The sequence below is a fragment of the Acinetobacter sp. Tr-809 genome (genome assembly GCF_011753255.1).
In the GTDB taxonomy this organism is placed as follows: Bacteria; Pseudomonadota; Gammaproteobacteria; order Pseudomonadales; family Moraxellaceae; genus Acinetobacter.
Genome location: NZ_VWVZ01000004.1, coordinates 285,370 through 306,306, shown reverse-complemented (window position 1 = coordinate 306,306; position 20,937 = coordinate 285,370). Strand labels below are relative to the sequence as shown.

Sequence of the window (20,937 nt, the reverse complement as noted above, 5' to 3'; positions counted from 1 at the left end):
CATTCTATATTTAGACAACCACGACATCAAAGCTCCTCCTCAGTCTCAATACACTGAGGAGGAATACAGTTTTAATCAAAAATTTCAGTAGTCAAATTCAGTTCTACCCGCATGATTTCCTGCAATTTAAATTTCTGTGCTTTGCCTGATGCGGTCATTGGGAACTCATCAAAAAACTTAACGTAACGTGGCACTTTATTATGTGAAATATGCTCTTTGCAGAAGCTGCGGATAGTGTCTTCATTGCTTTGATGATGTTCATGCAAAATAATGCAGGCGCAGAGTTCCTCACCATAACGCATGTCGGGTAGACCAATCACTTGCACATCACAGACATCGGGATGGGTATATAAAAAGTCTTCGATTTCTTTAGGAAACAGGTTTTCACCGCCGCGAATGACGACATCTTTAATCCGACCTTTGATTTTGACAAAGCCTTCACTGTCCATTTCAGCGATATCCCCAGTATGCATCCAGCCTGCAGTGTCGATGACTTCTTTGGTTTTTTCAGGCTCATCCCAATACCCCGCCATTACGGAATAACCACGTACACAAAGTTCACCCAGTGTTCCTTGTGGCACAATTTCGTCTTCTAAATCGACAATTTTAACTTCTAAATGTGGATGAACATGTCCCACTGTGCTAACGCGTTTATCAATTGAATCATCAATATAACTCTGCACACTGACTGGAGAGGTTTCGGTCATGCCATAACAGATGGTGATTTCTGACATATGCATACGGTCAATCACACGCTGCATGATTTCTCTCGGACATGGACTACCTGCCATAATGCCCGTACGTAAACTGCTCAAATCAAATTCAGCAAATTGCTCATGTTCCAAAATGGCAATAAACATGGTCGGCACACCATAAGCTGCCGTACATTTTTCCTGCTCAATGGTTTTTAAGGTTTCCAATGGATTAAATACAGAAGCAGGATAAACCATGGTTGCACCATGCGTGATACAAGCCAGATTGCCCATCACCATGCCAAAACAATGGAATAAAGGGACTGAGATACAGACTCGATCTTGGGGGGTTAATCCAATCCCTTCACCGACAAAATAACCATTATTCAAAATATTATGATGCGTCAACATGGTCCCTTTCGGATTGCCTGTTGTGCCTGAGGTAAATTGGATATTAATGGTTTCATCAAACTGCAACTGCTTGGCTAAGCGTTGCAACTCATCAAGCTGAGATTGATTTGGGGTTTCGAGTAAATCGCTAAAACGATGAATACCAGTATGCTGCTGCTCATCAATTTTAATGACATATTTTAAATGTGGTAACCGAGCTGCATTCAATACCTTATCAGGGCTGGATGCTAATTCTGGGGCAATCTTGCACAGCAATTCTTGATAATCTGTGGTCTTGAATTGTGAGGCGATAACCAAGCCTTTGCAGGAGACTTTATTGAGTACATATTCCAGTTCATGACTTTTATAGGCGGTATTTAAGTTCACCAAAATGATGCCTGCTTTAAATGCGGCAAATTGGGTCACGGTCCATTCCACACAGTTGGGCGACCAGATCGCCAATCGATCCCCTTTTTTCAAACCCAGCTTGAGCAGACTACAGGCAAATGCATTCACTTCATGCTGTAGCGCTTTATAGCTTAAGCGTCGGTTCTGATGTGAACTGACAATCGCCTCTTGCTCAGCATATTGCTGGCAGACTTGATCAAATTTATCTCCAATCGTCATCCCCAACAGGGGCTGCGAACTGGTTCCAGAGGCATAGCTTAACCGTACATGTTGCATTGAATCATTCTCCTTGATTCTTTTTTAATTCTGTTCTTACCTGATCTAATTGTTGTAACTGCAACTACTTTTCAAACTGCCTGTTATTGTGATGTTAAACCGTTTTGTCTGCCCTACTTTTTCTGTACTGCATCCACACAAAAGTCAGCAATCTGTTTGGAAAAATAGTCTTTATGCGCATGATCAAACTTGGTATTTTGCGCTGGATCCAACGGTTCGACCACCACATAGGTCATCGCCCCAACCACACACATGGCTGTTGTGTTTAAGTCATCCAAAACAAATTCACCACTTGCATTTCCATCCGCAAGGATTTTTTTAATACTTTGTTTAATCAACTGCTTTACCCGAAAACGCTCATGTTCAACAGTTGAATCCACTGGTTCAAACATAAGTGCATATGCCAGCTGCGGACTATTCAAGGCCCGTTTTACAAAGGTCGCGACTGCCTTATGCAATTTTTGTTGTGCTGTCAGATCACTTTCTGTGATGGCATCAATCACCAACAGCTCGGTATTGATGGCTTCTGACAAGACTTCAATTAACACCTGACTTTTATTGTCAAAGTAGCGATAAACCAGACCACTTGAGACCCCTGCTTGCTCAGCAATGGTTTGTATCTGTGCGTCTTTGAACCCTCCCTCTGAAATTAATTTTCTGGCTGAACTCAAAATCGATTTACGATTTTGCTCCATCCGCTCCTGCATTAAAGTTGATCGTTTATAGCTCATAAATTTTATTCTCTAACAAATAAAGTGAATTGTAAATCATTTTATGAATCACTATTCACTTTTTTAAAAATTCATTGTAAGGTAGTTCCTAAGCACACACAACAACGCTTAATGGAACAACAAATATAATCACTGGGATGACAACATAATGAACCTACGTAGCTTGAACTTTGGTCTGGATGAAACGTTAATTGCTCTACAAGATTCGGTTGCTGCATTTTGTGCAAAGGAAATTGCACCAATCGCTCAACAAGTCGATCAGGACAATGTCTTCCCTGCTCATCTTTGGAAAAAATTTGGTGATATGGGGCTGATGGGCTTAACCGTTTCTGAGGAATATGGTGGCACCAATCTAGGCTATCTGGCACATATCATCGTGTTGCAAGAAATTTCGCGCGCATCCGCATCTATTGGTCTTTCTTACGGTGCGCATTCTAACTTGTGTATTAACCAGATCAACCGTAACGGCAGTGAGCAACAAAAGCACAAGTATTTACCCAAGCTGATTTCAGGTGACTTTGTCGGTGCCTTAGCGATGTCTGAACCCAATGCTGGTTCGGATGTGGTCAGTATGAAACTCCGTGCTGAACAAAAAGGCGATCATTTTGTTCTCAATGGTTCAAAAATGTGGATCACCAATGGCGGTGATGCTGATGTACTGGTTGTTTATGCCAAAACTGATCCACATGCGGGTGCCAAAGGCATGACTGCCTTCCTGATTGAAAAAGACATGCCCGGTTTTAGTCATGGTAAGCACCTAGATAAGTTGGGTATGCGTGGCTCTAATACATATCCGTTGTTTTTTGACAATGTTGAAGTACCTGCTGAAAACGTACTCGGTGGTGTTGGCAACGGTGCCAAAGTACTAATGAGTGGTCTGGACTATGAACGTGCAGTTTTAAGTGCTGGCCCTTTAGGCATTATGGACGCCTGTTTGGATGTGGTGATTCCCTACCTACATGAACGTGAACAATTCGGTCAGGCCTTGGGTGAATTTCAATTGATGCAAGGCAAACTGGCGGATATGTATTCCACTTGGCTGGCTTGTAAAGCCTTGGTTTATGCGGTTGGTGCAGCCTGTGACAAAGCCGACCATGACCGTAGCTTACGTAAAGATGCTGCCAGCGCGATTTTATATGCAGCAGAAAAAGCCACGTGGATGGCAGGCGAAACCATTCAAACGCTCGGTGGTAATGGGTATATCAATGAATTTTCGGCTGGTCGTTTATGGCGTGATGCCAAACTTTATGAAATTGGTGCAGGAACTTCGGAAATTCGCCGCATGCTGATTGGCCGCGAACTGTTTAATGAAACCAAATAATAACCATAATTCAGGATGCAGCTTATGAACCAATTACACAGCAAAATTAATGTTCGAAGTGAAGACTTCAAAACCAATCAACACGCCATGCAAACATTGGTCAGCGATCTGAAACAAGTGGCACAAAAAGTCGCACTTGGTGGTGGTGAAAATGCCCGGCAAAAACATTTGGCCAGAGGCAAACTTTTACCACGCGATCGTATTGATCAACTGATTGATGTCGGCACTGCTTTTTTAGAAATTGGTCAGTTGGCTGCTTACAAGGTATATGAAGATGACATTCCTGCTGCGGGTGTGATTGCAGGTATTGGTCAAGTCAATGGTGTAACCTGCATGATCGTCGCCAATGATGCAACCGTCAAAGGTGGCACCTATTATCCATTGACAGTAAAAAAGCATTTACGTGCGCAGGAAATTGCTGAGCAAAATCACTTGCCGTGTATTTATCTCGTCGATTCAGGCGGTGCATTCTTACCGATGCAAGATGAGGTATTTCCTGATCGAGATCATTTCGGGCGTATCTTTTATAATCAGGCACGTATGTCGAGCCAAGGTATCGCCCAAATTGCGGTAGTGATGGGCAGCTGTACCGCTGGTGGTGCTTATGTCCCTGCCATGTCGGATGAAACGATTATTGTCCGTAATCAAGGTACGATTTTCCTCGGTGGTCCGCCATTGGTCAAAGCCGCGACAGGTGAAGTGGTCAGCAGTGAAGATTTGGGTGGTGGTGATGTACATACCCGCCTGTCAGGGGTTGCCGATCATTTGGCTGAAAATGATGAACACGCGCTTGCGATTGCCCGTAACATCGTCGCCAATCTGAATAAAAAGCCCAATGAATTAAACAAACAGATTGATGAACCACTATTTGATGCCAACGAACTCTATGGCGTAGTGCCAAGTGATGCGCGTAAACCTTTCGATGTCCGTGAAGTGATTGCCCGCATCGTAGACGGCTCGCGCTTTGATGAATTTAAAGCACGTTTTGGCTCAACTCTGATCACAGGTTTTGCTTCTTTGTACGGTATGCCTGTTGGCATCATTGCCAATAACGGTATTCTCTTTTCCGAATCTGCACAAAAAGGCGCTCACTTTATCGAGCTGTGCACTCAGCGCAATATCCCATTGCTGTTTATCCAAAACATCACTGGCTTTATGGTTGGCCGCCAATACGAAAATGAAGGCATTGCCAAGCATGGTGCTAAATTGGTAATGGCAGTTGCTACAGCCAATGTACCGAAACTCACCCTGATTATTGGAGGGTCTTTTGGTGCAGGTAACTATGGCATGTGCGGACGTGCTTATTCACCACGCTTTTTATGGACATGGCCAAACTCACGTATTTCGGTGATGGGTGGTGAACAGGCTGCCAGTGTGTTATCAACCTTGAAACGCGATCAGATTGAGCAAAAAGGCACGCAATGGTCAGCACAGGAAGAAGATCAATTTAAACAACCGATTCGTGAACAATATGAGCACCAAGGGCATCCATATTATGCCTCTGCCCGCCTCTGGGATGACGGTGTGATTGACCCTGCTCAAACCCGTCATGTGCTGGGTCTAAGTCTTGCTGCTGCGCTGAATGCACCAATTCAACCGACCAAGTTCGGCGTGTTCCGCATGTAAGAGGTGTTTATGAGCTATCAATTTTTACAACTGGAACAACAAGGTCAAGTGGCCTATGTGTGGCTAAACCGACCAGAACTGCACAATGCCTTTAATACTACGGTGATTGAAGAATTACATACCTGCTTTACCAGCCTCAACACACGAGATGATGTGCGTGTAGTGGTCTTGGCAGGACGTGGCAAAAGTTTCTCAGCAGGTGCCGACCTGAACTGGATGAAACAAGCTGGTCAAGCCTCTTCAGCAGAAAACGAAGCCGATGCGCTCAAACTTGCACAGATGCTCAATGCACTCGCGACCTTAAAGCAACCGACACTTGCTCGTGTGCATGGTATTGCCTTTGGTGGTGGCATGGGTTTGGCCTCGGCTTGTGATATTTGTATTGCCAGTACCGATGCCAAATTTGCCACTTCGGAAGTTCGACTCGGTCTTGCGCCATCCACTATCAGTCCCTATGTGATTCGTGCCATTGGTGCTCGACAAGCTTCTCGTTACTTCTTAACAGCTGAACGCATTTCAGCACGGGAAGCCAAACAGATTGGCTTGGCTCATGAAGTCGCAGATGCAGAAGACTTAGACCAAAAAGTTCAAGAGATTATCGATACACTGTTACTCGGTGGACCACAGGCACAGGCTGCATCGAAACAGTTGATTCAGATGGTCAGCCACCAAACTATGAGTGATGATTTGCTCAAGCAAACAGCACAACATATTGCTCAAGTTCGTCAAGGCAGCGAAGCCAAAGAAGGACTGAATGCCTTTTTAAATAAACAACAACCTGCGTGGACTTCCACCTCCCAATAACAACAATTCAGGACGATCACAATGTTTGAAAAGATTTTAATTGCGAACCGTGGCGAGATTGCCTGCCGTGTGATTCGTACTGCAAAAAAACTCGGTATTGCAACGGTTGCGGTGTATTCAGATGCAGATGCCCATGCACAGCATGTCAAAATGGCTGATGAAGCGATTTATATTGGGCAATCACCTGCCACACAAAGCTATTTACAGGTGGATCGTATTATTCAGGCGGCGATTGATACGGGCAGCCAAGCGATTCACCCAGGTTACGGCTTCTTGTCCGAAAATGACCAATTTGCCCTCGCTTGCCAACAACACAATATTTGCTTTATTGGCCCGCCAGTAGACGCCATTTTAGCTATGGGTCTCAAAGCCACCTCTAAAGCCTTGATGGAAAAAGCAGGTGTGCCATTAACACCAGGTTATCACGGAACCAATCAAGAGGCTGAGTTTTTAAAACAGCAAGCCGATGCAATTGGTTATCCAGTACTGATCAAAGCCAGTGCTGGCGGTGGTGGTAAAGGCATGAGCTTGGTTGAGCGTAGCGAGGATTTCTTGCAATCCTTAGCCTCATGTAAACGTGAAGCCAAGTCTAGCTTTGGCAATGATGATGTCCTGATTGAACGTTATGTGATTCAACCGCGTCATATTGAAGTACAAGTCTTTGGTGACACGCATGGCAATTATGTGCATCTGTTTGAACGGGACTGTTCAGTACAACGTCGTCATCAAAAAGTACTTGAAGAAGCCCCTGCACCGCAAATGCCTGCTGAGAAACTGGATGCCATGCGCCAAGCGGCAATTGATGCTGCCCGTGCGGTGGATTATGTCGGTGCGGGTACAGTGGAGTTTATTGTGGAACAGGATGGTACTGCCTATTTCATGGAAATGAATACCCGTCTACAAGTCGAACATCCTGTCACCGAAATGATTACTGGTGAAGATCTAGTGGAATGGCAACTGCGTGTCGCCGATGGTGAACCGCTACCAAAACTGCAACATCAATTGCAGATTCATGGTCATGCCCTTGAAGCACGTATTTACGCTGAAGAACCTGAAAAGGGCTTTTTACCTGCCATCGGCAAAATTGACTACCTACACTACCCAACGCAAAACCAATCTGTTCGTGTTGACAGCGGCATTGTTGAAGGTGATGAAATCACCACCTATTACGACCCAATGATTGCCAAATTGATTGTATGGGGCAAAAACCGTGAAGCGGCTTTAATCCAAATGCAGCATGCCTTAAGTCAATTCCATGTCGATGGCTTAGGGAACAACATTGCCTTTCTGGAAAAGATTGTACGCTGTGATTCATTTAAACAGGCCAAACTGGATACCAACCTGATTCAGCGTGAACATGATTTTTTGTTCTCTCCTGAACAGATTAAGCCTGAGTTGGTGGTCGCCACAGCCTTTATCGAATTTTTAAGTAAACTTAATAGTAACCGCTCTAGCCAAAAACAGTTATGGCAAGCACAACCGCTATGGCGTTTAAATATTGCCTTTAAGCAAACCGTCAAACTGAACTATCTAGATCAGAATATTCAAATCAAGATCAGTTCGGCAGAACACGGTTTTAATGCAGAATATAACGGCGAAAGTTACCAGATTTCTGGACAATTGCTGGATGCGCATACAGCGGTGATTCATCTCAATGGTACCCAGCAAAAACTGTCTTTCAACCAGAGTCCGCAAGGCATTACCCTATTCCATACGGGACAAAGTCATAAATTTGCCTATATTCGCCAAGATTATCATCAAGACGATAGCCAAGCAGATCAAGGCCACCTCAAAGCACCCATGCCGGGTGTGGTAACACAGGTTCTGGTCGGTGCTAATCATAATGTAAAAAAAGACGATATCCTGATGACACTTGAAGCCATGAAAATGGAATACACCATCCGCGCACCACAAGATGGCGTGATTGTTGATGCCTATTTCCAAGTCGGTGATCAGGTGAAAGCTGGCGATGAACTGGTGGAATTTCAGCCTTTACAGGAGGAAGTTGCATGAGTGAGTTTGTCAAAATCGTGGAAGTTGGACCCCGAGATGGTCTGCAAAACGAAAAACAGGCGTTGACCGTCGAGCAACGGTTAAACTTCATTCATGATCTGATAAATGCAGGACTAAAATCAATTGAAGTCGGTTCCTGTGTATCTGCCAAATGGGTGCCGCAAATGGCACAAAGCGATGAGTTGTTTAAGCAGCTGCCACAAGGTACTGATCTGAATTTAAGCCTGCTCACCCCCAATATCAAAGGTTTTGAGGCTGCTCAGGCGGTGGGATGCAAGGAGGTTGCGGTATTTACCGCAGCTTCTGAAAGCTTTACCCGTAAAAATATCAACTGCTCAATCGACGAGAGCTTTGAAAAATTCGCTGATGTGCTAAGTGCAGCCAAAGCACAGCATATCCGTGTGCGTGGTTATGTCTCTTGTATCGTGGATTGTCCTTATGAAGGTGCGATTGCACCAGAGCAAGTGCTAAAGGTGGTTAAACGACTCTATGACATGGGCTGCTATGAAGTCTCTTTGGGTGAGACCATCGGTACCGCCACACCTGATCGAGTTAAAAAAGTTTGGCAAACCTGTCTGGCAGAAATTGATAGCAAGGTTTTGGCAGGTCATTTCCACAACACCTACGGCATGGCGATTGCCAATATTTATCAGTCCTTACAACAAGGCATTCGTGTGTTTGATTCTTCTCTTGCTGGACTGGGTGGCTGCCCTTATGCCAAAGGCGCTTCAGGCAATGTCTCGACCGAAGATCTGTTCTATTTGCTATCGCATATGGGCTTTGAAACAGGCATTAATTTAGAAAAACTGATGCAGGCCAGCCAAAATATTAGCCATGTACTCAACCGAAAAAGTTTGTCGAATTATGCCAATGCATATTGGCAAACAAAGTGTGCTTAGTGATACCTAGATTCCGATTCACTGATCATTTGGCAACAAGCTTAATCAATGAAGCTTGCTCAGCTGATTAGGTCTCACCTTTTTCTCGTTCCATGTAGATATTGGGACGAGACTCGTCTATGCGATTTATTTCAATATGATAGAGCTCTTTCAATAGTCAAAAATAATCAATAATTGGTGTTGAAAGTCCCTTCTCCATTGGTGTTGGTGATGAGGACTATAAGTCCGCAAGAGGATGAGGGGGATTCTTATAAATCCTCTCCCTAGCCCTCTCCTTTAAAAAGGAGAGGGAACTTTCATTGCGAATTCAATACAGCTCAAAAATGACTTATACAAGAACTCTAATAATTATCTCTGTACAAAATGCCTCCTTTTAAAGAAGCATTTTTTATTTTAATCCTTGTTATTCTTTTTCTAACGCTCTCTCAGATTAGTTATAAAAAATAATCCGTATCTTGCTGTATTTTTGGCGAAATATGCTGCTCGACCCACTCCAGCCATGCCCGTGTTTTTGCATCCACAAAATGACGCGATGGCAATAAGGTATACACCCCGATATCAGGTGATCGCCAAGCAGGTAAAATACGACGCAGTCGCCCTGCCCGAATCGCATCAATCGATGAGAAAGTCGGTAATAAGGCAATGCCCATATCCTGCTGTACCACATCCAGCAACAATTCAGGGGTGTCAGCAATCAACGGTCCATTAATATCAATCTGATAAGAGCAGCTGTTTTCACTGACTAGATGCCATTGTGGGGTAATTGAGGGATTGACCAAGCGTAAGCAGGCATGCTTTTGCAAATCATCCAAGGATTGAGGCTCCCCATATTTTTCTAAATATGCAGGTGATGCACATAGCACCGAAAAGATGGTACCAATTCGACGTGCCACAAACCGTGAATCTGCCAATGACTCGGTGAGATATAGACTGACATCAATGCCCTTACCTAATAAATCAGGCACATTTTGCGAAGTCCGATATTCAACCGTCAGGTCGGGATAGGTTTGACAGAATTCTGCCATCATTGGTGCCAGATAATGATGGCCAAAACTGGCCATACTCAACACCCGCAATCGCCCTTGTGGTCTGGCGGCCATGCCCATGGCTTGTGCTTCAGATTCCTCCACCATCGCCAGTACTTGGCGACACTGCTCGGCATAGGTTTCACCAATCTCGGTCAAGGCATGCTGGCGGGTTGATCGTTGTAGTAGTTTTGTACCTAAACGCCCTTCTAATTCGCTAATTAATCGCGAAACTTGCGCAGTTGTCAGTTCCATCTGTTCAGCGGCAGCCGTGAAACTCCCGCTATCAATCACTTTCAGGAAGGCATGCATTGCATGTAACAGTCCACCATCAAGATTTTTGCGCATAACGTAAATATCTTTTTCTAAATTACGCATTGTTGCACCAGTCTGGATCAACCACAATGACAAATATGTACATTGATTGAGCAGTTTTTTTTAGCGAACGCCGCTGATCAATCTTTTTAAAATATGTACTTACTCCAAATATTCAACCGGATGTTGAAAAAAGAAAGTAGTCAAAACTACACACAATTCTAAGGAGACATAAATGAATATAGCGACAAAAGTTACTCCAAAAATGATCGCTACTAAAGATGTATCACTGGACGATAAATATATCAGTGATCACGGTTCAGCCTACATGACAGGCATACAAGCACTGGTTCGGTTACCTCTAGCACAGACTCGCCGTGATGAATTGAACGGGTTGCACACTGCCGGTTTTATTTCAGGTTATCGCGGTTCCCCTGTTGGGAATTATGATAATTTCCTTTGGCAAATTGGAGGCATACTCAAAGATCATCATGTCGTCTTTCAACCTGGTATCAATGAAGACCTTGCAGCGACTGCCATTTGGGGCACGCAACAAGCCAATCTTGCAGGTCAAGGCAAGTATGATGGTGTGAGCGCATGGTGGTATGGTAAAGGCCCAGGTGTAGACCGCTCAGGTGATGTACTCCGCCATGCCAACCTTGCAGGAACTGCCAAACATAGTGGCGTAGTTGCCCTGTTTGGTGATGACCATTCCTGTAAATCGTCTACCGTTCCTCATCAATCCGAACATGTGATGATGGGTTGTGGCATTCCAATTTTCTATCCAACTTCAGTTCAACATATTCTCGATTTGGGTGTGCATGCCATTGCCATGTCACGTTTTGCTGGGGTTTGGACCTCAATGAAACTGGTCAGTGAAATTGTTGAGACTTCGGCTTCAGTCATTGTCGATCTAGATCGTGTCACACCTGTTTTACCTGAAATCGAGTTGCCTGCCGACGGCATCCATATACGCTGGCCAGATCATGGCATCCAACAAGAACAACGGCTGTATCAATATCGCTTACCTGCAGTATTGGCCTATGCCCGCGCCAATCAACTGAATCAGATTACATGGCCATGTGAGCATGCCCGTGTCGGCATTGCTGCCAGTGGTAAAGGTTATCTGGATACGATTGAAGCCTTGCGCATTCTCAGCATTGAAAATGAAACAGCGCAACAACTTGGTCTGCGGGTCTATCAAGTCGGTTTAATCTGGCCTTTGGAACCACAAGGTCTACGTGAATTTGCTGAGGGTTTACAAGAACTGATTGTGGTCGAAGAAAAACGTCCGATTCTGGAAGCACAAATTAAAGATGAATTATATTCTCTGCCTGATGAGCAACGTCCACATGTGATCGGCAAAGCGATCCATGGTAAAGGTGAATGGAGTACCTCATTTGAAGAAGCACCGCTGATTGGGCATTACGAGTTCCAACCAGAACCGATTGCCAAAATGCTGGCAGCACGATTTTTACAGTTGGATTTGCCTGAAAGCTTAAGACAGCAAATCCAGAGTCGTGTTGATTTACTGCATAAAGCTGAGCAAGAATCACGCCGCGTACTGGATTTGGCCGAGCGTAAACCGTATTTCTGTAGCGGTTGTCCACACAATACCTCAACCGTCGTACCAGAAGGCAGTCGTGCACTAGGCGGCATCGGTTGCCACTATATTGCAGTGTCACTGGATCGCGGCACCGAAACCTTCTCGCAAATGGGTGGTGAAGGAGTGAGTTGGGCGGGTGCCTCGCACTTTACCAATGAAAAGCATATTTTTGCCAATCTTGGTGATGGTACCTATTTCCACTCAGGCTATTTGGCGATTCGACAAGCCATTGCTGCCAATATCAATATCACCTATAAAATCCTCTATAACGATGCGGTTGCCATGACCGGTGGTCAGCATGTCGATGGACATTTAAGTGTCGCGCAACTGACCCGCCAGCTGGATGCAGAAGGCATTCAAAAACAGGTCATTGTGACCGATGAGCCTGAGTTGATCCATGCTGAAGAACACCTTGCACCGCATGTCGAAATCCGTCATCGCAATGACCTCGATGCCGTGCAACGTGAGTTACGTGATATTTCTGGTGTGACCGCTTTAATCTATGTGCAAACCTGCGCCAGCGAAAAACGTCGTCGCCGTAAACGTGATGCTTACCCAGATCCTGCTGAACGCCTCTATATCAATAGTGATATCTGTGAAAGTTGTGGTGATTGTTCTAAAAAATCAAATTGCCTGTCGATTGAGCCTGTAGAAACCGCTTTGGGCACCAAACGTCAGATTAACCAAAGCAGCTGTAATAAAGATTTCACCTGTGTTGAAGGTTTCTGCCCAAGCTTTGTCACCGTGCATACCCGTGATATGAAACGTCCCGCAAAATTTGAAGGTTTTGCGACAGGTTGGCCTGAACGTCCTTTGATTCCTCAACTGATTGATACACCAAATCGTATTATGGTCGGTGGCGTTGGCGGTACAGGTGTGGTCACCGTTGGGGCTTTACTGGGGATGGCTGCACATCTGGAAGGTAAAGCAACCCGTGTGATGGACATGGCTGGACTGGCGCAAAAAGGCGGTACGGTTTATTCCTATATTCAAATTGCCGCAGACGATGCACAAATTTCATCGACCAAAATCCCTGAACATCAATGTGATCTATTGATTGGTGCCGATGCCATTGTGGCGGGTAGCAAAGCTGCGCTATCACGCTTAAAACAAGATGCGATGGTCATTGTCAATGAAGATGGTTCACCCACCTCTGACTTTATTAACAAACGTGACTGGTATGCACCGATTCATGATTTAATTGATCGTCTGCGTGGCCGTGTCCACAAAGAAAATCTGCTCTCCTTACCTGCTGCACGAATCGCAACACAGGTTCTAGGTGATGCGATCTATGCCAATCAACTGCTCTTAGGGATGGCATGGCAATCAGGACAAATTCCACTGTTACGTGAAAGTATTGAAAAAGCGATTCAACTGAATGGTACGGCAATTGATAAAAACCTTGAAGCCTTCCGTATTGGATGTCACCTTGCCAGTGATCCGAGCCTAATTACCCGTTTACTCGACAGCTTGCCAAAAAGTAATGCACCGCAAACACTGGCTGAACTGATCCATGATCGCACAATACGTTTGCAAGACTATTGGAATGAAGCCTATGCCAATCAATATCGTATGTTGTTGGAACAGGTTGCTAAATTACTACCTGAAGCACTGGCAAAAACCATAGCCACTCAACTGTATCGTGTTATGGCGTATAAAGATGAATATGAAGTTGCACGTTTACTGACAGGCACTAACTTTAAGAAGTCCATTGAATCGCAATTTGGTCTTGGTGTACGTTTATCCTATCATCTCGCTCCACCGACACTGGGGACCAATGTACGTAAACGTATCTTCGGTTATTGGATGCGTTTTCCAATGATGTTACTTGCTCGTTTACAATGGCTGCGCGAAAGTTTCTTTGATCCATTTGCACGTCAACAAGAACGTCAACATGAGCATGCATGGCGTGATCGCTACATCGCCTTTGTTGAAACTCTGATCTCATCACCAAACAGCTATAATCTGGCTGTTGCTGAACAGATAGCTGAACTACCTGCTGAAGTCCGTGGCTTTGGGCATATCAAAATGCAAGCCATGCAAGGTGCAAACCAACGCTGGGATGAACTTTCAAGCAAGCTTATCAATAAACCTTAATGATTCATTCAACCGCTGGCTGAGCCGATCCAATACAAAAGATCGCTCAGTCAGAGCTCATCCCAATTTGTTTCTATCCCAATCGAGTACTGTACTTTGATTAAATTGAACAAAACGATGCAATTCAAGCTCTAATGCCTGCAAAAATTCATCGCGATCCTGCATATTGGGATCTTCTAAATGCAAACTGATCACTTCTAATCTTTTTTCGCTGCGATGCACTTTACAATCGATGCGGCCCACCAAACGATCAGCATAAAGCAGTGGTAAGCAAAAATAACCATATTGCCGTTTCGCGGCTGGTACATAACATTCAATGCGGTAATCAAATCCAAACAAGCTACTTAAGCGCTCTCGATGAATGACCAGATTATCGAATGGAGACAATATTTTTACCTCAGCAGCGATCGTTGGTTCATCCTCCAACACCGCACTGGCAACATAAACAGTTTGTCCATTCTCAAGTTTGAAAACTTGGAACACACCAGCATCAATCTGCTCATCGAGTAATTTACGCATGATTTCACGTAAATCCTTATTGGTTTTCAAATGCAGCAGTTGCTTCCAGGTAAATACACCGTGCGCGCGTATGGTGGTCTTTAATAAATACTGCGCATATTCCTGTAATGTTGGCGTGCTTAAATCAATGCCTTGCGGTATGCAACGTTCAGTCAGATCATAGACTTTTTCCATGCCATTACGCTCACAGATCATTAAATCGCCTTGCATAAACAACTGCTCAAGCGCCTTGCGACTTGGTCCAGCGTTCCACCAACCTGCTGATCCTTCCCGCTTACCTTTCTCCATATGTCTGAGCCGTATGCTGCCCTCTGCTTTCACCTGCACCAGAATCTCATCCATCAGTTTCTGATCACCCCTGAAATAACGGCTTTCTCCATTACGAATTGCATTCATTAATGGCATGGCATAGCGATAATCTTGCATTGGTAAATAAGAGGCTGCATGTGCCCAGTGTTCAAAAATCTGTTTCTCTTTTACCAGTTGATTTAGATGAGACAATTGATAATCCGGTACCCGACTCCACAGCACATGATGATGGGCACGCTCCACAACGGAAATGGTATCAATTTGCACATAACCGAGATGCTCAATGGCCTTCTGGGTTCCAGATATACCCTCACCAAAGCTATTATTTTTTTCTAAACCTTGCTGCGATAAAGCTAAGCGTTTTAATAATGAAATCATAATCTTATCATGTCTATTTTTTGCAGCCATCGAGATAAATAGATGCAGAATAAAAATTGTTAATACAGCTAAATTAGCACAGGAGTGTGGGTTTCTTAATTATTTTCCTTGTAAATAAAAACGTGGAGCAGCGCCCAAAGAACGTCTAAAAGCAGCAGTAAAAGCACTACTGCTGCTATAACCCAGTTCCATGGCTACACTGGTAATAGATTGCCCCAATTCCATTCGAGTCAACGCATTGAGTAAGCAGGCCTGTTGTCGCCAATTGCTAAAACTCATCCCCGTTTGTTGCCTAAAAATTCGGGTGAAATTACGACGACTCATCCCGACCTGTGCTGCAATTTTATCCAGATCAAAATCTAAGCTCGGTGCTTTTAATAATTGCAGGCATAGCGCAGCTAAACGAGGCTCTTGAGGTAAGGGGGCATTTAATGGCAGCTCTGGCATGAGTGCAATTTCTTCAATGATTAATCGCATTAAATAATCATCTCTTCCTCCAAAGTCATATTCAGCGGGGAGATCAACTGCTGTCGACAATAGTTCATGTAATAAGGGAGAGACATTGATCACTGCGCAGTGCATCGGTAAATCTGCCTGCATTGCCGCTTCTGGAAGAATATAGGCACTGCGTGTTTTAGTGATTCCACCCATATGCACTTCATGGTCAATCCCAGCTGGAATCCAAAGCGCACGTTTCGGTGGAACCACCCAGCTTCCCGTATGGGTGATCACCGTAAGTACGCCTGTAATGGCATATAGACATTGACCTCTGTTATGGCGATGACTCGGCAACAGATGACCATCTGGATAGTCATTGCCCGTTGCCATCACATTACGCGGTACATCCTGAAAATCATTGACCTGAATATTGCGCATTGCCTTCATCCCTGAAAATGGCCTGAACTCGATACTATCTGTCCCAAATATGATTGTGGGCCGATTTCTGTTCAGTTTAGGATAAACGCACTGAAAAACAAACCTCTTTCAGCATCACCATTTAAGCTGATACAACGTGTTGGAGCAATCATGGCAAGCAATACAGGCACTCTTGAAAATGCATTTCCACAAGCGCAATTCCCACCAAATGATCAACCCCAAAAGTTCGTATTACGCGTTGTCGGCGCAGTTGCGTTTGCCCATCTATTAAATGATTCGATTCAAGCTGTGGTGACTGCAAGTTATCCAATGCTAAAAGCCGAGTTTTCATTAAGTTTTGCTGAAATTGGCTGGATTGCCTTGGTTTATCAGATTACGGCATCCTTGTTACAACCATGGATTGGTCTCTATACCGATAAACATCCAAAGCCCTATTTGCTGCCCGCAGGCATGGTTGCGACACTCATCGGTATTGGATTAATGGCAATTGCAGGCAGTTTTCAAAGTTTACTCTTTGCTGCCGCCTTGATTGGGGTTGGCTCATCGACCTTCCACCCTGAAGCCTCTCGTATCGCACGTACAGCCTCAGGTGGGCGTTTTGGTACAGCCCAATCCATGTTTCAGGTTGGTGGTAATACGGGTTCTGCGATCGGTCCATTAATGGCTGCGGCTGTCATTATTCCCAATGGACAAGGGGCAATAGGCTTATTTGTTTTGGTTGCTGCCTTAGCCATATTTGTTTTATTACGTGTCACCAAATGGTTAGTCAAACAAGCACCTGTACAACGCGCTGCCAGTCAAAAGGCGATATCGAGCTTGACCCGTAAACAAGTGATTCAGGCAATGGCCGTGATCTGTGTTTTAATGTTTGCCAAATTTATCTATATCGCTGCCATTACCAATTATTTTACTTTCTATCTAATCGAACGCTTTAATGTTTCCATTCAAACCTCTCAGCTGTATCTATTTATATTTTTAGGTGCAGTAGCACTGGGTACTTTTGCTGGAGGTCCAGTTGGAGACCGGATTGGACGTAAAGCAGTTATTTGGGTGTCATTCTTGGGTATTGCCCCATTTGCGCTGATGTTGCCTTATGTCGGCTTAACTGGCACAGCAATATTGGTCATTATTATTGGTTTAGTGATGTCTTCAGCATTTTCTGCCTTGGTGGTCTATGCACAAGAAGCGGTACCTGGCCGTGTCGGAATGGTTGCGGGTCTGATGTTTGGTCTGATGTTTGGTATTGGTGGAATTGGCGCAGCAGGTCTTGGTCATTTAGCCGATACGCATGGGATTGTCTGGGTATATAAACTCTGCTCTTTCCTACCATTATTAGGTTTTATGACTGCATTTTTACCGAATACCAAAAAATAATTATTTCCTCAGCAGATATGCGATGTACAACTACCACAGCGTATCTGCTTAATCTTCATACAATCTTGTACCCTTGATATTTTTAGTGCTAAAATTTTCAACAAATGAGTGGATTGTTAAATCCATTCATTTCCATTGTTACGATAAAAAAACCGCGAAAAATTGATGTCTTTTTTGATTTTATAAAAGAATGCATCAACACATATCCCTATCTTTAAGATTCGGTCAGCGTTCATCAGGGCTTGAGTTGTTATCAGGCATCGTTAACAGGTTCTCACAGTATTTCTGTGCCTGCTTTTTCGATAGGACGCTTTATGAATCGCTCTCTATTTATTATTTTTTCGACCATTGCTTTAGACGCAATCGGAATCGGGCTTATTTTTCCAATTTTACCCGCTTTACTTCAAGATATTACCCATAATCACCAAACTGCGCTGTACATCGGTCTGCTCGGTAGTCTCTATGCCGCTATGCAATTTATCTTTTCCCCCATTCTCGGTGCATTAAGTGATAAGTTTGGACGGCGCCCAATTCTGCTGCTGTCACTGGCAGGTTCAGCCGTGAATTATCTGTTCTTGACCTTTTCACATAGCATCATACTGCTATTGATCGGGCGAATCATTGCTGGCATGAGCAGTGCCAATATGTCTGTTGCTTCTGCTTATCTGGTAGATATCTCAAAACCTGAGCAACGCGCAAAATACTTTGGCTTAATCAGTGCGATGTTCGGTACTGGTTTTATCATTGGGCCAGTCCTAGGTGGTTTGCTTGGTGAATATTGGCTCAGACTTCCCTTCCTCGTTGCAGCCATACTGACAGCACTTAATTTTTTAGTGGCTTACTGGGTCTTAGTTGAATCGAAAACAGCAGATCTCTCTAAAAAGTCTGTAGCAACACTCAATCCATTTAAAATCTTTGCTTCGCTTCGGTCGATCCCAAATGTTCTGCCCTTAATTGCCACCTTTTTTATCTTCAGTGCCACAGGTGAAGCATATTCAGTTTGCTGGGCTTTATGGGGACATGCCGCCTTTCAATGGAATGGCATTTGGATTGGTCTTTCTTTGGGAATGTTTGGTTTATGCCAAATGTTGGTTCAGGCTTTTATTCCTCAGCATGCCTCAAAATACTTCGGTAATCGAAATACAATCTTGATTGGTATCAGCTGTAGTTGTATCGCATTAGGGGTTATGGCCTTTGCTCAACAAGGCTGGATGATTTTTACCATCATGCCAATTTTTGCCCTCGGCAGTATTGGTACACCCTCTTTACAAGCCTTAGCTTCACAAAAAGTCTCGCCTGAACAGCAAGGTCAATTTCAAGGCATTATTACATCGACTATTAGTTTGGCTTCAATGTTTGCACCGTTATTGTTCTCAACCTTGTATTTACAATTCCAGTCCGACTGGCCAGGTGCAATCTGGTTAAGCGTGGTCATGATTTACATCCTATCCCTACCTATCGTGCTTCGTAGCATAAAGCCAAGTCTTTCAGCATCTAAATGACAAAAACGTAATTTGCTTGTCGCTCAGATGTCTCGATATATCTTTGATAATAAACGATGAAACCTGATGCTGTCTTGCACATCATCTCTAATACATCATGCTTCAAAGAGGACAAGAAATGCGTTTTTTCCAAGACAGTAAAACTGCTCTATGCAATATTCTAATCGGCACGACGATGGTAATTGCGACATCCACCACAGCCTTTGCACACGTTAGTTTAATTAGTGCTACACCAGCAGCAAATACGACTGTTTCAACACAACCCAAAAAACTAAGTCTTAATTTTGGTGAAGAGGTCATGTTAATGAAAATTCAAGTTTTAGATGAACAGCGTCGAGAACTTCCATTGAATTACAAGGTTAGTCATGACCTGAAGAAAACATTTGATGTTGCTCTACCGACATTGAAACAAGGCAAATATAGCGTGTTATGGAGCACCATGGGTAAAGATGGACATAACATGAATGGTGAATATAGCTTCACCATGAAATAAACCTCAACTCATTAAAATAGATGAATAAATTGCCAACATAATCCGTTGGCAAGTTATTTAGATAAGGAATAAAAATAATGTCTGAATATTGGATGTTTGCCGCTTGGTTCAACAAAATCAGTCTCTATCTAGGTACTGCCATGGTCATTGGCGGCGCTTTCTGTCACTTCCTCTTAGCCCGTTATAGCGCAATCAAAAGCAGCTTAATCCAATATATGACATTGGGTGCAGTTTTAGGATTGCTTTCAAGCGTATTGGCCTTTTTACTTTTAATTGGTAGCTTTTCTAATACAGGTCTACTGGGCATGTTTAATTGGACCTATATCAATATTATAATTAATACTGCTACAGGACATACTCACTTCATTCGAATCTTCAGCTTTGCACTGATTCTGTTATTACTCATCTTTAAGCTCAATCAAAAAAACATTCGAGTTAGTATCTTTGAAAAGATCTTTGGGGCGATTTCTATATTCCTAATCACTTATAGTTTTTCTCAATTGGGTCATGTCACGAACCTGACCTTTTTTGCTCAGATTTTATTGACAGTGCATGTCCTGTTAATGTCTGTTTGGATGGGATCTTTGTACCCATTATGGAGAACTAGCCACAGCATAAGTGGACTACCGTTAAAAGAGTCTATGCATTTATTTGGACGCATTGCGACCTTTGTTGTGGCGATTTTAATTGCATGTGGTCTAAGCATTGCCTTACTCCTGTTTAAGGATATCAACGATTTAATCGCGACACCCTACGGACAAGGTTTTATCCTTAAACTTTTATTGGTTGTCAGTATTTTACTACTGGCTGCATTCAATAAATGGTACTTTACCCCTCGCTTGCAACAACCTAAATTTTCGAAACAGTTGGGTTATGCCATCCTGTTTGAAATGACACTCGGCTTGATGATTTTAATGACAACTGCCTACATTACGACAGTCGTTGGAATCGAGTAAGGGACAAAATATATGAAATATCATTTAGTATTTTGGTTCTTTGCTAGTCCACTACTTTGGGCCGTTGAACCCAATAATTACCAAAAAATGCATCGTTTAAATGAGCTAGAACTACGTAACATCACAGACCATCAACACGATCAAAAAGGGACTGCTAACCTTGCAAATCATCATGCCAAAACCAAACAACAGACCAAAGCAGACAGCACACAAAATAAAGCTTTAGCTCAACTGATCTTGCCCAGTCATCCACAATACAAATCTTCATTGATCCAACAAAATCGTTTTAAATAATCACCAAACACCATCAGTAAGAATAGATTGTGC

The 20,937-nt window shown here is 43.6% G+C and carries 15 protein-coding genes and 1 pseudogene; 11 read left to right on the top strand and 5 right to left on the bottom strand.

Going from position 1 to position 20,937, the window contains the following annotated elements:
- Nucleotides 1–71: 71 nt before the first annotated feature.
- Nucleotides 72–1,766 (bottom strand): AMP-binding protein, encoded by a 1,695-nt coding sequence (locus F3J02_RS11235; RefSeq protein ID WP_167249329.1) that lies wholly within the window; start codon nt 1,764–1,766, stop codon nt 72–74.
- Nucleotides 1,767–1,879: 113 nt separating this feature from the next.
- On the bottom strand, nt 1,880–2,497 hold the full coding sequence (locus F3J02_RS11230; protein WP_004652888.1) for a TetR/AcrR family transcriptional regulator: 618 nt from the start codon (nt 2,495–2,497) through the stop codon (nt 1,880–1,882).
- A 148-nt stretch (nt 2,498–2,645) separates the two neighbouring features.
- Between F3J02_RS11230 and F3J02_RS11225 the strand changes: the two genes are divergently transcribed.
- The 5 genes and pseudogenes from F3J02_RS11225 (at nt 2,646) to F3J02_RS11205 (ending at nt 9,160) form a co-directional block, all read left to right on the top strand.
- Nucleotides 2,646–3,818: an isovaleryl-CoA dehydrogenase gene (locus tag F3J02_RS11225; protein ID WP_167249327.1), complete on the top strand. Its 1,173-nt coding sequence runs from the start codon at nt 2,646–2,648 to the stop codon at nt 3,816–3,818.
- A gap of 24 nt (nt 3,819–3,842) precedes the next feature.
- On the top strand, nt 3,843–5,444 hold the full coding sequence (locus F3J02_RS11220; RefSeq protein ID WP_167249325.1) for a carboxyl transferase domain-containing protein: 1,602 nt from the start codon (nt 3,843–3,845) through the stop codon (nt 5,442–5,444).
- A gap of 9 nt (nt 5,445–5,453) precedes the next feature.
- Nucleotides 5,454–6,288 (top strand): annotated as a pseudogene (locus F3J02_RS11215) (enoyl-CoA hydratase/isomerase family protein).
- Entirely contained in the window at nt 6,270–8,261 is a 1,992-nt protein-coding gene (locus F3J02_RS11210) for an acetyl/propionyl/methylcrotonyl-CoA carboxylase subunit alpha (protein ID WP_167249321.1), read from the top strand. Before F3J02_RS11215 ends, F3J02_RS11210 begins: the two are co-directional and overlap by 19 nt.
- The gene (locus F3J02_RS11205; protein WP_167249319.1) at nt 8,258–9,160 is read left to right on the top strand and encodes a hydroxymethylglutaryl-CoA lyase; all 903 of its coding nucleotides are present in this window, start codon (nt 8,258–8,260) and stop codon (nt 9,158–9,160) included. Before F3J02_RS11210 ends, F3J02_RS11205 begins: the two co-directional genes overlap by 4 nt.
- 434 nt (nt 9,161–9,594) lie before the next feature.
- Here the strand turns inward: F3J02_RS11205 and F3J02_RS11200 are convergent, their stop codons facing one another.
- Nucleotides 9,595–10,533: a LysR family transcriptional regulator gene (locus tag F3J02_RS11200; protein WP_167249533.1), complete on the bottom strand. Its 939-nt coding sequence runs from the start codon at nt 10,531–10,533 to the stop codon at nt 9,595–9,597.
- 202 nt (nt 10,534–10,735) lie between these two features.
- Between F3J02_RS11200 and F3J02_RS11195 the strand changes: the two genes are divergently transcribed.
- Complete coding sequence (locus F3J02_RS11195) at nt 10,736–14,203, top strand: indolepyruvate ferredoxin oxidoreductase family protein (RefSeq protein ID WP_167249317.1); 3,468 nt, start codon at nt 10,736–10,738, stop codon at nt 14,201–14,203.
- Between the two features lie 57 nt (nt 14,204–14,260).
- Here F3J02_RS11195 and F3J02_RS11190 read toward each other — a convergent pair whose 3' ends face one another.
- On the bottom strand, nt 14,261–15,409 hold the full coding sequence (locus F3J02_RS11190) for a winged helix-turn-helix domain-containing protein (protein ID WP_167249314.1): 1,149 nt from the start codon (nt 15,407–15,409) through the stop codon (nt 14,261–14,263).
- 99 nt (nt 15,410–15,508) lie between these two features.
- Complete coding sequence (locus F3J02_RS11185; protein WP_167249312.1) at nt 15,509–16,285, bottom strand: AraC family transcriptional regulator; 777 nt, start codon at nt 16,283–16,285, stop codon at nt 15,509–15,511.
- A gap of 150 nt (nt 16,286–16,435) precedes the next feature.
- On the opposite strand from F3J02_RS11185, the gene F3J02_RS11180 reads away from it, so the two are divergent.
- From F3J02_RS11180 to F3J02_RS11160, 5 genes are all read left to right on the top strand, one after another.
- The gene (locus tag F3J02_RS11180; RefSeq protein ID WP_167249310.1) at nt 16,436–17,659 is read left to right on the top strand and encodes an MFS transporter; all 1,224 of its coding nucleotides are present in this window, start codon (nt 16,436–16,438) and stop codon (nt 17,657–17,659) included.
- A gap of 314 nt (nt 17,660–17,973) precedes the next feature.
- Nucleotides 17,974–19,161: a TCR/Tet family MFS transporter gene (locus F3J02_RS11175; RefSeq protein WP_167249308.1), complete on the top strand. Its 1,188-nt coding sequence runs from the start codon at nt 17,974–17,976 to the stop codon at nt 19,159–19,161.
- Nucleotides 19,162–19,279: 118 nt separating this feature from the next.
- The gene (locus tag F3J02_RS11170) at nt 19,280–19,654 is read left to right on the top strand and encodes a copper resistance CopC family protein (RefSeq protein ID WP_167249306.1); all 375 of its coding nucleotides are present in this window, start codon (nt 19,280–19,282) and stop codon (nt 19,652–19,654) included.
- Nucleotides 19,655–19,731: 77 nt separating this feature from the next.
- Entirely contained in the window at nt 19,732–20,610 is an 879-nt protein-coding gene (locus F3J02_RS11165; protein ID WP_171526099.1) for a copper resistance D family protein, read from the top strand.
- Between the two features lie 12 nt (nt 20,611–20,622).
- A complete protein-coding gene (locus F3J02_RS11160; RefSeq protein WP_167249304.1) occupies nt 20,623–20,904 on the top strand; it encodes a hypothetical protein in 282 nt (93 codons plus the stop codon).
- Nucleotides 20,905–20,937: the final 33 nt, after the last annotated feature.

Bases quoted from the DNA above. Each gene is read 5' to 3' on its own strand.
- F3J02_RS11235 (WP_167249329.1), bottom strand. From the start codon at position 1,766: ATGCAACATGTACGGTTAAGCTATGCCTCTGGAACCAGTTCGCAGCCC.
- F3J02_RS11230 (WP_004652888.1), bottom strand. From the start codon at position 2,497: ATGAGCTATAAACGATCAACTTTAATGCAGGAGCGGATGGAGCAAAAT.
- F3J02_RS11225 (WP_167249327.1), top strand. From the start codon at position 2,646: ATGAACCTACGTAGCTTGAACTTTGGTCTGGATGAAACGTTAATTGCT.
- F3J02_RS11220 (WP_167249325.1), top strand. From the start codon at position 3,843: ATGAACCAATTACACAGCAAAATTAATGTTCGAAGTGAAGACTTCAAA.
- F3J02_RS11210 (WP_167249321.1), top strand. From the start codon at position 6,270: ATGTTTGAAAAGATTTTAATTGCGAACCGTGGCGAGATTGCCTGCCGT.
- F3J02_RS11205 (WP_167249319.1), top strand. From the start codon at position 8,258: ATGAGTGAGTTTGTCAAAATCGTGGAAGTTGGACCCCGAGATGGTCTG.
- F3J02_RS11200 (WP_167249533.1), bottom strand. From the start codon at position 10,533: ATGCGCAAAAATCTTGATGGTGGACTGTTACATGCAATGCATGCCTTC.
- F3J02_RS11195 (WP_167249317.1), top strand. From the start codon at position 10,736: ATGAATATAGCGACAAAAGTTACTCCAAAAATGATCGCTACTAAAGAT.
- F3J02_RS11190 (WP_167249314.1), bottom strand. From the start codon at position 15,409: ATGATTTCATTATTAAAACGCTTAGCTTTATCGCAGCAAGGTTTAGAA.
- F3J02_RS11185 (WP_167249312.1), bottom strand. From the start codon at position 16,285: ATGCGCAATATTCAGGTCAATGATTTTCAGGATGTACCGCGTAATGTG.
- F3J02_RS11180 (WP_167249310.1), top strand. From the start codon at position 16,436: ATGGCAAGCAATACAGGCACTCTTGAAAATGCATTTCCACAAGCGCAA.
- F3J02_RS11175 (WP_167249308.1), top strand. From the start codon at position 17,974: ATGAATCGCTCTCTATTTATTATTTTTTCGACCATTGCTTTAGACGCA.
- F3J02_RS11170 (WP_167249306.1), top strand. From the start codon at position 19,280: ATGCGTTTTTTCCAAGACAGTAAAACTGCTCTATGCAATATTCTAATC.
- F3J02_RS11165 (WP_171526099.1), top strand. From the start codon at position 19,732: ATGTCTGAATATTGGATGTTTGCCGCTTGGTTCAACAAAATCAGTCTC.
- F3J02_RS11160 (WP_167249304.1), top strand. From the start codon at position 20,623: ATGAAATATCATTTAGTATTTTGGTTCTTTGCTAGTCCACTACTTTGG.